Source organism: Echinicola sediminis (assembly GCF_054777495.1).
In genome coordinates, this window is sequence record NZ_BAAHAP010000135.1 from 1 (window position 1) to 10,627 (window position 10,627).

At 45.0% G+C, this 10,627-nt stretch carries 6 protein-coding genes; 3 read left to right on the forward strand and 3 right to left on the reverse strand.

The window, feature by feature from the left end:
* Nucleotides 1-261: 261 nt before the first annotated feature.
* Entirely contained in the window at nt 262-618 is a 357-nt protein-coding gene (locus ACYVAA_RS20880; protein ID WP_460545553.1) for a bleomycin resistance protein, read from the forward strand.
* 492 nt (nt 619-1,110) lie between these two features.
* Nucleotides 1,111-2,094 carry an amidohydrolase family protein gene (locus tag ACYVAA_RS20885; RefSeq protein WP_460545555.1) on the forward strand — a complete coding sequence of 328 codons (984 nt, stop codon included), beginning with the start codon at nt 1,111-1,113 and terminating at the stop codon, nt 2,092-2,094.
* Nucleotides 2,095-2,287: 193 nt separating this feature from the next.
* Here the strand turns inward: ACYVAA_RS20885 and ACYVAA_RS20890 are convergent, their stop codons facing one another.
* The 3 genes from ACYVAA_RS20890 to ACYVAA_RS20900 form a co-directional block, all read right to left on the reverse strand.
* Nucleotides 2,288-3,820: a sulfatase family protein gene (locus tag ACYVAA_RS20890; protein ID WP_460545557.1), complete on the reverse strand. Its 1,533-nt coding sequence runs from the start codon at nt 3,818-3,820 to the stop codon at nt 2,288-2,290.
* Between the two features lie 192 nt (nt 3,821-4,012).
* Nucleotides 4,013-5,557: an arylsulfatase gene (locus tag ACYVAA_RS20895; protein WP_460545560.1), complete on the reverse strand. Its 1,545-nt coding sequence runs from the start codon at nt 5,555-5,557 to the stop codon at nt 4,013-4,015.
* A gap of 105 nt (nt 5,558-5,662) precedes the next feature.
* Entirely contained in the window at nt 5,663-8,449 is a 2,787-nt protein-coding gene (locus tag ACYVAA_RS20900) for a family 78 glycoside hydrolase catalytic domain (RefSeq protein ID WP_460545562.1), read from the reverse strand.
* A 424-nt stretch (nt 8,450-8,873) separates the two neighbouring features.
* Between ACYVAA_RS20900 and ACYVAA_RS20905 the strand changes: the two genes are divergently transcribed.
* On the forward strand, nt 8,874-10,568 hold the full coding sequence (locus ACYVAA_RS20905; RefSeq protein WP_460545564.1) for a PAS domain-containing protein: 1,695 nt from the start codon (nt 8,874-8,876) through the stop codon (nt 10,566-10,568).
* Nucleotides 10,569-10,627: the final 59 nt, after the last annotated feature.

Genomic DNA, 10,627 nt, shown 5'->3' on the forward strand with positions numbered 1-10,627 from the left:
GTGAAGGAATACAACTGTACCCCGAAGGAGTAAAGCTGTAAGGAGAAGGAATACAACAGTAACCCGAAGGAGCGATTATGTAAATTGAAGGAGGGCCATGTTAAGATGTAGGAATGTAGATGTATGGAGAAATTAGCCTTTTTTGAAAAAGGATTGGGCAGGCAAGTAGGGGATACCCCTTAGTGGCAGTTACTTTAGAAAGAGCCATTGAACATAAGTATTCTGCCCAAAATCCATTAGAAATTTATAAACCCATAAAATATGCTTACATCCATCCATCCCAAATTGCCCATGCGCGACAAGGCCGCGACAAGGGATTATTATATTCGCCAGTTGGGCTTTGAGGAATTTGGAAATGCGGACTATGAAGGTTATCTAATGGTGGAAAAGGACCAGGTGCAGCTTCACTTTTTTGAATTCAAGGCCCTTGATCCCAAGGAAAACTATGGACAGGTATATATCAGAACAGATGATATCGATCAGTTATACCATTCGTTTTTGGAAAGGGACATTGCTATCCATCCCAATGGGCATCTGGCATTAAAGCCCTGGGGACAAAAGGAGTTTTCGATCCTTGACCCGGACAATAATTTGCTGACTTTTGGGGAGAGTGTTTAAGGGCAGACAGAATTTGGGTGATATTAACTTTGTCAGTGGATTAACCACAGAGGTACTGAAATCGCGAAGGGGCGAAAAGCTTTTTATAATTGGGGCTGTTCTGGATATGGAGAATGAATACCTGTCCTTTGGGCCGAATTTTAGTCTCCTTTTAATCCTTTAGATTTGATTCTTAACTCAGCTCCGAAACTACTGAAAAGTGACAGAGTTGGAATTTTTGTTTACCGCTTTGCCCACCAAATTTGCTCGAGAATGAAGGCATTTAGGAGCCAGGCAGCCATAATGCCCTAATAGATACCGAAAGTGCAAAAATATCGGTAAATTTAGTGTGTAATGCATTGTTTACCAGTTGTGTATGGGTGTTTTGTTGTCCGTGTTTTAGTGTCCTTTCAAATCGAGGAGACATGTAACCATGATGGCCTTTGCAGCTTCACAATGCTTTACCCCTAGGCAATTCCCCTAGCTGTTTCTTATCAACTAACCGATTTTATCATGAGACATTTAATAGTAATATTGGGTTCTCTATCTTTAATACTGTTTAGTTGTAACCCAAAACCGGAGCAAGAAGTGGAGGAAGTGGAGAGTCCCGAAAGTTACCATTATACGGGAAAAATTATCGACATGCACATGCATACCGGGCTTCCTTTTGAAGTGCCCCCTGGAATGCCTTCCATTTGCCGCCCTGAGCCATGTGAGGGAGATATCCAGGCAACGACCGACCCAACAGAACTGATGAAGAAAACCCTAGAAGCAATGGACCTGCACCAGATCAGCAAAGCTTTTCTTAGCGGTGTGGATTGGTCGGCTGTTCAGGACTGGGGAAAAGAAGCGCCTGATAGGTTTATTTTAGCTCCCTTTATTTTGAACCCAACAAGCGCTGAATTGGAGCAGCTCAAACAGGAATATGCCTCGGGCCGGTTTACAGGAATGGGGGAAATCGGAGCGCAGCTTAGTGGAATAGCACCAAGTGATCCCTCGCTGAAGCCTTATTTTCAGCTGGCCGAGGAATTGGAGCTTCCCGTCCTGATACATACCCTGGGCATAGGCCCTCACACCCCCAATTTCAGGTCCGATCTGGGCAGCCTCTTATTGCTGGAGGATGTGCTGAAGGCCCATCCCAAACTCAGGATTTATGTGGAGAATGCGGGGTTTCCGTATCGCGATGAAATGATCGCCATGATGTACCAGTATCCACAGCTTTACGCCGATCTGTCCACCATCACCTGGGTGATCCCGCGCTCAGCCTTTTATGACTTTTTGGAGACACTGATCGAAGCTGGGTTGGGAAAAAGACTAATGTTTGGCTCTGATCAAATGGTATGGCCCGAAAAAATCGGTGTGGCTATAGAAACCATAGAGCAGGCCCCTTTCTTAACGGACGAACAAAAGCAGGATATCTTCTATAACAATGCAGCGCGTTTTCTGCGTCTGGAGGGAATGGAAGGCATTGCATCTCAAGGAGACCAAAGCCATTGATTTGGAGAAGATGTAGGAATAGGCAAACCTGAAAAGTATACAGGACCTGTGATCCAAAACCATGGATAAGGGAGTTTTAAGTACGTCAATCCCCATAAGGCCAATTTTGGCCTCTTTATTCTTTTCTCTTGGCTCTTTACACTGCTCTAAATTTTATTTCCTCCTCCTTGATTAAAACCTGAAAAATGGGGCTTTACTGTTTTTTCACTTCCAGTTCGTAGGAAGCATAGTTTCCTTTCATACTGTTCAGCCAGTTTTGGTGCTTATTTTTCAGCTCCACTGCTTTCTGGTCTTCCTGCTCGATGAGATTGTTTCTTTCCCCAGGGTCATTTTGCAAGTTGTACAATGCTTCCACACCGGGGTTGGCTCCCAACATAATTTGGGAGGTAATGGGCCTGTTGGCGGGGTTGTAGTCCTCGGCAAAGACCAGCTTCCAATCTTGATCTATTACGGCCCATTGCTTTCCAAACTGGAAGAATAAGGGGTGTTGGGAGGCAGGTGAAGCTTGGTTTTCTAGAATGGGCTGGATCAGACTGCTACCGTCCGTACCGAAATTTTCTTTTTGTTCGAATCCAACTGCTTCCAGACAGGTGGGGAAGATGTCCAAGGTCGAAACACGGTGCCCGTAAAGTTTGTCCTTGGGCAGACCATTGGGCCAGGACATGATCATGGGAATGCGGATACCGCCCTCGTGCATGGTGTATTTACTGCCGGCGAGGGGCAGGTTATTGGCTCCGGCGAGCGGTTCCCCGCCATTGTCAGATACCAGGATGATCAGGGTGTTTTCGGCGATTCCCTCAGCTTCCAAAGCGTCCAAGAGCCGGCCGATATTATCATCCAGGCAGTTGAGGTTGGCCAGATAATACTTTCTCATGTTCTCGTCGGAAATTTTGCCTACCTGTGTATAGTCCCAGTAGTAATCCTTGTAGTTGCCATACGTGCTGTCATAATCGGCAATTGGCTCCACGCCCCATTTTTCAAGGTATTTTTTGGGCACTTCGTGAATAAGGTGGTGGACAGCATTGTAAGATAGGTCCAAGAAAAATGGTTCTCCCTGGTTACCTTTTATAAATTCAATGGCCTTGTCTGTAAAAAGGTCGGTGGTGTATGTGTCTTCAAAGCTTGTTTTGGTGCTGTCCTGAAACAACCTGCCCAAAGAAGCGCTGCTGCCATAAGGGTCAGGAGTGCTCCTTTCTGTCTTTTCGTCCAAAAGAAAATAGTCATGGGCATGGGCACTGAAGCCCATAAAGGTTTCATAGCCATGATGAAGTGGGAACTCACGGGACTGGGCATTATGGTAGTTGGTGCCAAAATCACTTTTGCCCACCTTTCCTGTGCGGTAGCCTTCCTGTCCCAGCACTTCCGCAATGGTAGCTACGTTTTTGGGAAGTCCTGGTGACCAGAACATTTGTGGATCCCACTTTTCCTGATATTGGCCCGTATAAAGGGAAGCCCGCGAAGGGCTGCAGACAGGAGCGGTGACATAGGCATTAGGGAACAATACCCCGTTTTTTGCAATCCTGTCCATGTTTGGGGTTTGACAGTTTTCTGAAACGTGCTCAAAGGCACTCAGGTCAGCATAGCCCTGGTCATCGGTGACAATCAGGATAATGTTGGGTCGGGCAACATCGTTTTTTTCAACCGGAGAACATGCTCCCGTTAGAAAAAGGGGCAATAGAAAAGCATAAAGAAAAAAGATCTTGTTGGAAATGGAAAATTGGTTCATAGGGTGCAAAATGAAATGATCGAAGGGATGTAGATAAAGGATTTCCCTTAAAGTAGCAAGGGATCTTTTAGTGTGAAAAACGGGCGAATCTCCTTTCTTCAAAAATGGAGATCCGCCCATAGAATTGTTTTCTCAAGTTTCTGCTCTTCCGAGGGATGGAGGATAGACTACCGCAACTAAGCCTTGGGCAGCTTAAATATCCCCAAGCTCCTTGATTTTAAAGCGGTCGATACTTGGTGTGCTGTGCTCATTTTTCATGATTTCAGCTATTTTGGTTACCACTTCAGGATGGGATTGAGCAATATTGTTCTGTTCTTGAGGGTCGCTTTCCAGGTCATACAGTTCTATTTCCATATTGCCTTTGAAGATGTCTCTTCGTATTCCCTTCCATTTGCCCATTCTTACAGCCTGCTGGCCTTGATAAGCAGGGAATTCCCAGTAAAGAAAGTCATGCTTTTCTTGTCCTTTTTCACCGAGAAGCTCTGGTAAGAAGCTGATACCATCAATTTTTTCAGGGGTTGGAGCTCCGGCCACATCAGCCAAGGTGGGCATTACATCCCAAAATGCAGAGATCAGGTTGCTACTGGTTCCGGGCTTGATTTTACCTTCCCAAGCGGCGATCATGGGAACTCTGATTCCTCCTTCATGCACAAAGCCCTTACCCCAGCCGTAATCACTTTTAAAAGGTTTGGCACTGTCAAAATAAGGAGATTCGGTACCTCCATTATAGGTGGGACCATTGTCCGAGGAGAAAATGATCAACGTGTTTTCATACTGTCCTGTTGCTTTCAGCTTTGCGATCAGTTCGCCTACCTGGGCATCCAGGTAAGTCACCATGGCAGCATAGGCTGCTTTTGGGTATCGGGTAGGGAAATATCCCTTATTGCCAAGGTAAGGTTCCTCGTCCCCAAATTTCTCCACATATTCATCAATGTATTTTTGAGGAACCTGAAGTGGGGCATGGGTCAATGGGGTGGCATAATAAAGGAAGAAAGGCTGGTCCTGGTTTTCTTCGATAAACTTTAGCGCTTCTTTTTGCATCAGCTCAGGAGCATAATCCTGCTGGAAAAATTTGTCATAGCTTTCCTGCTTTAGCGGATCGGCATCTTTGTCCAGTTTGCTGTTGGGCACTACCAGCTTATTGTCCAACCATACTTTCTCCTGGTTTTTCCAAAGGTGTTTTGGGTAAAGCGTATGGGCCTGTCTCTGGCAATTATAGCCATAGAAAAAGTCAAAACCCCGGTTATTCGGTATTCCATCTGTCAGCGGGGCCCCCAGTCCCCATTTACCGATCACAGCGGTTTTGTACCCCACTGACTTGAGTACACTGCCAATGGTAGTTTCTTCCTTGGGCATGGGGCGTTGGCCTTCGAGGTTAGGGTCGTTTACTGCTTTCTCAAAGTTCCAAACTTCTCCTCTTTCGGCCCATTCATCATTTCCCCGGATATGGGCATTGCCTGTATGTTTTCCTGTGAGAAGCACACACCTGGAAGGAGCGCAAACGGGAGCACCAGAGTAATGCTGGGTGAATTTCATGCCATTGGCTGCCAATTGGTCTAAGTGGGGCGTTGCTATCAGTTCCTGCCCAAAACTCCCTAATTCAGCGTAGCCTAGGTCATCAGCAAGAATATAAATGATGTTGGGTTTTTTATCCGCAACAGCCTCTTCTTGCTTGGATGGTTTGCAGCTGTAAAAACTAAAAATAAGCAGTAATAGGAAAACGTAAGAATGTTTCATGTTTGATGATTAAGAAATTGATTAGTCAAATTAAATAAAACTTTCGTTTTGTGACGTTAATATAGGTATAAAAATTTATATGATAATGATACGAAACTAAATATCTTATGGTGTGTTCTTGGTAAAGAATAAATACTGGCCTGAGCCTACCGTAATCAAGCAGTTGCCCATTTTTTCGGAATGACTGAGGATGTCATTATTATCTTTTAGGGGAGTCTCATTACAGTAAATGTTGGAAAGCCCGGTGTTAGGAAGGATAATGGTCGCTCTGGTATTGACAGGGATATTCACAGAAAGGAGGACGCCTTCCGGTTTTTTGTTCCAATGACTGGAAATAGTGCCATAATAGGTTTCCAAGGTTGTCAGGACATCTTCCAAGGCTGGGCCGGCCTTTTCCCTTACCTTATCATCTAAAATATGATTGTCCCAATGAGGTTGGATAATGATTTTTTTATATCCCGTGCTATCCAAAGCCTCATCGCTGTTGATACCTGCCAGGTTTCGGTACATCCAATCACCTATGGCTCCGTAAGCGTAATGGTTGAAAGAATTCATGCGGGGCGTTTGAAAATCACCATTGGTTTTTAGGCCATCCCAGCGCTCCCATATGGTAGTGGCTCCCTTAGTGACCGGATAAAGCCAAGAGGGATAGCTGCTTTGCATCAGCAAGGTGAAAGCGAGGTCCTGGTACCCAAAGCGGGATAGCACATGACAAATATAGGGGGTGCCCAGGAAACCGGTGGTCAAATGATAATCGTAGTTGATGATATTTTCGGCCAAAGCTTGAGCTGCTTTTTGACGGAGGGTTTCCGGCAAAAGATCAAATTGCAATGCCAGCACGTAGGCCGTTTGAGAATCTGAGATCAGCTCGCCGTTTTCCTTAACATATTCCTTTAAAAAGGCCGATTTGATATGGCTCAAAAGCTCTTGGTAGTTCTCTACATCTTCATCGTTACCAAGTACCCTGGCTGCATTGATCAGTATTTGGGTGGAATGCGCAAAAAAACACTGGGCGATGAGGTGCTTGTCGGTGAGGGTGGACCTTCCCTCTACCTCATTTTCTGGCTTGTAGAATAGCCAGTCACCAAAGTGCCTCCCATTATTCCAGAGCATTTCCCGGCTATTGGCCAACATGTAATCGACCCAGGCTTTCATGCTGGGATATTGTTGCCTCAATACCTCTTTACTACCATATAATAAGTACATGTTCCAGGGAATGATGGTGGCGGCATCAGCCCATCCTGCAGAACCTGAGGATTTTGATCCCATGATATTGGGGATAATATGGGGGACCGCCCCGTTTTCAAGTTGATCGGCGGCCAAGTCTCTCAGCCATTTGCCAAAGAAGTTATCCACCTGCATATTGAATGCGGCAGTTCTGAAAAAGACCTGGGCATCTCCGGTCCAGCCCAGTCGTTCGTCACGCTGGGGACAATCGGTGGGGATATCCAGGAAGTTGCCCCGCTGTCCCCATTGAATATTATGTTGCAGTTGGTTCAGAAGAGGGTGGGAAGTGCTGAAGTTTCCGGTTTTGGGCATGTCGGAATACAGGGCGACCGCGGTGAAATTATCCGGATCGATTTTCCCCTCCACTCCCTTGACTTTGACGTAGCGAAAGCCCTGCCAGCTAAAATGTGGCTCAAAATGCTCCTGGCCTTTTCCGCTTAGGATATAGGTGTTTTTCTGTTTGGCAGAGCGGAGGTTGTCGGTATAGAAATTCCCTTTTTTGTCCAATACCTCCGCATGCATCAGGGTGATTTTTTTGCCCTTTTTGCCGGAAATATCGACTTCTACAAATCCTACGAGGTTTTGTCCAAAATCCAACACGGTTTCTCCTTTGGGGGTGGTGATGACCTGAAGGGGTTTAAAGGTTTCCTGTTTTCTTACGGGTTCGCTATAGGTGGCGGTGAGTTTTTCATAACCGTAATCATTGACTTTTACGCTGTGCCAAGACTGTTGGTCAAAATCCGGCAGCATCCATCCCGGGTGTTTTTTCCTGGCATCAATGGTTTCACCATTATAAATGCTGCTCTGCAGGATTTCGCCGGTCGATGATTTCCAGTTGCCATCACTAAAGAATGTGAAACGTTCACCGTCCGAATATTCGATCTCAATTTGCATCAAAAGCGCAATGTCAGCCCCGAAAATGTTTTTCTGGCTTCTCCAGGCAAGTTCCCCCCTGTACCATCCATTGCCAAGTATCACGCCGACGGCGTTGGTTCCGGCTTGCAACAGTCCGGTGACATCATAGGCTTGGTACTGTAAGCGTTTTCCATAGCTGGTCCAGCCCGGGGTGAAATAGGCATCGCCCACTTTTTGACCGTTGATAAATGCCTGGTACATACCGTGGGCTGTGATATAGGCTGTGGCAGATTTGATTTTCTTGTTAAGGTCAAACTCCCTTCTCAATAAAGGGGAGGGTTTGTAGGATCTCCCTTCTTTGTAGCCCGGTGATATCCAAGAGGCCTTCCAGTCATCTTTGCTCAAAAGGCCCATTTGCCAGCTTCCGATGTCAGACCATGGGCTTGGCCCTTTATTGGTATGGATACGGACACGCCAGTAGTATTGGGTATTGCTGCTCAGGGGAGGACCGGCATAGTTGACTTTTACGGACTGCTTGCTATTGATCATTCCACTTTCCCAATAGAGAGAGGTTTTAAATGGAGCTTTAGATAAGCTAACCTGTATTTCATAAGCGGTTTGGTCAACATTTTTTAGCTTGGACTGGATGATCCAGGTGAATTGGGGGGCGGGGCAGTCTAAGCCAAAGGGGGCCTCTCGGTTTTCTACTAGAAGCTTTTTTATTGTGATGTCCTGAGAAAAGCCTGGAGGCTGAAAACAGAGTGTCAGAACGAAGCAACACAATAAAAGGCGAGGAAAAGTGCCGATCATAGGATAGTTATTTGGGTTTAAGGTCTAAGCAGTTGCTTCTAATTAATATAATAAAAAAATGGAAAATATCGGATACCTGATCTTCCCGGCAGGAGGAAAGCTAAGTTCTTTTCCTATTTTTTGCCTGATAGGAACCAATCTGGTACGAGAATTGATCCACTGCAAAAATACTTTGAGTTAAGCGTATTTTCTCTTAAAGACACCCTTTGATCACCCCAAATGAACGCCCTTAGTCTTTAAGAAACGGAGCCCTGATAAAAGGAAATTGCAGTTCCAGTAATTCTTTTAATTTACATCGTGAAGGGATTAAAAATGTAATTGAAAAGCAAATAAGTATAAACAAAATTTATTTTATTATGTTTGTATTCGGTTTAATCACTTCAATGAATAATTAATGCCACAGGGATTCCGTCTTATAACCTTTATGATCGCGTTCATACCTATGGTACTTAATGGGGTCATATTATTTTATATACTGCGGTATATGCCTAGGCGGAGGCATGTGGATGTTTTTGCCCTGATCGTCTTTTGTTTGATCGTTTGGCAGCTCGATGATTCTTTGTTGAGATTATCCATATCGCATGAGAAGGCATTGTTGATAGAGCATATCTGCAGTTTTAGCTGGTTGGCCTGTGGGGCCTTGGTTTGCCATTTTTGCGGTCTATTTACTGAAAGGAGTTTTGTGAAGACCCGTACAGGATTGATGGCATTGTATGGACCTTTTATTTTATTTTATATTGTTTACCATTCCAATCCCGATCCGGTTATCCTGTTAAAGGATGAGGTGTGGGGTTATGTGCTGGGAGTGCGGAAAGGGTCTTTGGATTTGATTCAGCGTTATTGGATTTTTTGTTTCGTATTATGGGGTCTCATTATGTTGTTTCAGTATGCGCGCAACAAAGAAAATGAATACCAAAAACGAAGACAGGCATTTTGGATAGGGATAGGCATATTGATTCCTACCGTGCAGGGGGCGGTTACCCAGATGCTTTTCCATTCTTTTGGACTAAATGATGTTCCGGTTACATCTACCTTTATGACCGGTTTTACCCTGTTTACCTGGGTTTGCCTCCGTAAATACAAGCTTTTCGACTTTATGTCCCTTATCGAAATCGAAAAGGTTTTTCATACCCTACCAAGTTTTGTTCTTATTGTTTCGGCCGATCTGAAGATTATTTATGCCAATCTCTATGCACAAAAGGTCTTGTTTGAGAGTGGAGAAGAGGCTATCGGTAAAGATTTTCGTTCGGTTGTTTGTGAGGAGGGGCAGGAATTCTTGCCTGGTTTTATTTTTGATCCATCCATTTGCGCAAAAAATGCCAAGGACTTTGAAACGGTCTTTGTCGGGGAAGATGGTCAAAAAATCAATGTTGCCGTCACCGCAGTGGGGGCAGGCAGAAAGTATCAAGGGGAGGTATGGGTATTGATGGCCAATGATATCAGTCAACAGGTAAAAGCGGAAAAAGCGGTGGAATTGGCCAGGGAAAGATATGATTTGGTCAGCAAAGCAGCCAATGAAGCGTTTTGGGAAAGGAACCTTGTGGAGAAATCTCTTCGATGGGGAGGGAATTACTGCCGTTTGTTTGGATATGAATCCGATAAAGATCATCAATGTCTAGAGGAGTGGGAGGCCCTTATCCATCCGGAGGACCTGGACAGGGTACGGGAAAGTATGAGTACATACGTCCATGGGGGGAATATCAATAAGTGGGAGGAAGAGTTCAGGTTTAGGAAAAAGGATGGCGAGTATGCCCATGTTTTGAATACAGGGTATCTCTTGAAGGATAAAAACGGCAGGGCCGTTCGAATGGTGGGCTGCATGCAGGATGTATCCAAGTTGCGTGGCATCATAGAGCAGATAAAGAGCCATAACCAAGAATTCAGTAGGATTGCCTTTGCACAGTCCCATTTGGTAAGGGCCCCATTGGCAAGGATTATGGGATTGGTGATTCATATGCGGGAATTTGGATTTGACCCGGATGAACAGGAAATGCTTTTGGATAGTTTGATGAAATCCTGTGAAGAGCTGGACAGCCAGTTAAGGGAGATTGCCCGTAAAACCAGTAATATTCGCCAGCTGGAATTGAAGTCTTCTTCAGTGAGGGACATTAGGTCATAATCAATCAAAACAAAGCAGCATTATTTTTTTTCAAAGGTAATTGGTGAGAAGGAGGGGAA

Coding starts and splice junctions, on each gene's coding strand:
- ACYVAA_RS20895 (WP_460545560.1), bottom strand. CDS start 5,557: ATGAAACATTCTTACGTTTTCCTATTACTGCTTATTTTTAGTTTTTAC.
- ACYVAA_RS20905 (WP_460545564.1), top strand. CDS start 8,874: ATGATCGCGTTCATACCTATGGTACTTAATGGGGTCATATTATTTTAT.
- ACYVAA_RS20885 (WP_460545555.1), top strand. CDS start 1,111: ATGAGACATTTAATAGTAATATTGGGTTCTCTATCTTTAATACTGTTT.
- ACYVAA_RS20890 (WP_460545557.1), bottom strand. CDS start 3,820: ATGAACCAATTTTCCATTTCCAACAAGATCTTTTTTCTTTATGCTTTT.
- ACYVAA_RS20880 (WP_460545553.1), top strand. CDS start 262: ATGCTTACATCCATCCATCCCAAATTGCCCATGCGCGACAAGGCCGCG.
- ACYVAA_RS20900 (WP_460545562.1), bottom strand. CDS start 8,449: ATGATCGGCACTTTTCCTCGCCTTTTATTGTGTTGCTTCGTTCTGACA.